The organism is Streptomyces sp. NRRL F-2664 (assembly GCF_000719345.1).
Lineage (GTDB): Bacteria > Actinomycetota > Actinomycetes > Streptomycetales > Streptomycetaceae > Streptomyces.
In genome coordinates this window covers 1-202 of sequence record NZ_JOFX01000663.1, presented here as the reverse complement: position 1 = coordinate 202, position 202 = coordinate 1, and the positions used below count along the sequence as shown (strand labels likewise).

At 69.8% G+C, this 202-nt stretch carries 1 protein-coding gene; it reads right to left on the bottom strand.

The window, feature by feature from the left end:
* A partial coding sequence (locus IF89_RS0137430; protein WP_030778628.1) for an FG-GAP repeat domain-containing protein occupies nt 1–202 on the bottom strand: 202 nt, incomplete at both ends.

Here is a 202-nt window from a genome sequence, read left to right as displayed (position 1 = left end):
GACGGGGGCGTTGAAGTAGCCGCCCGCGTTGTGGGTCCACAGCTTGAGGTTGCCGCTGGCGTCCTTGGCGATGATGTCGGCCCGGCCGTCCTCGTTGAAGTCCGCTGCGGCGGTCTGGGTGAAGTTCCAACCGGCGGAGAGGTGGGCTGCGGCGCCGAAGGTGCCGTCGCCCCGGCCCGCCCAGATCTTGAGGTTGCCGTCG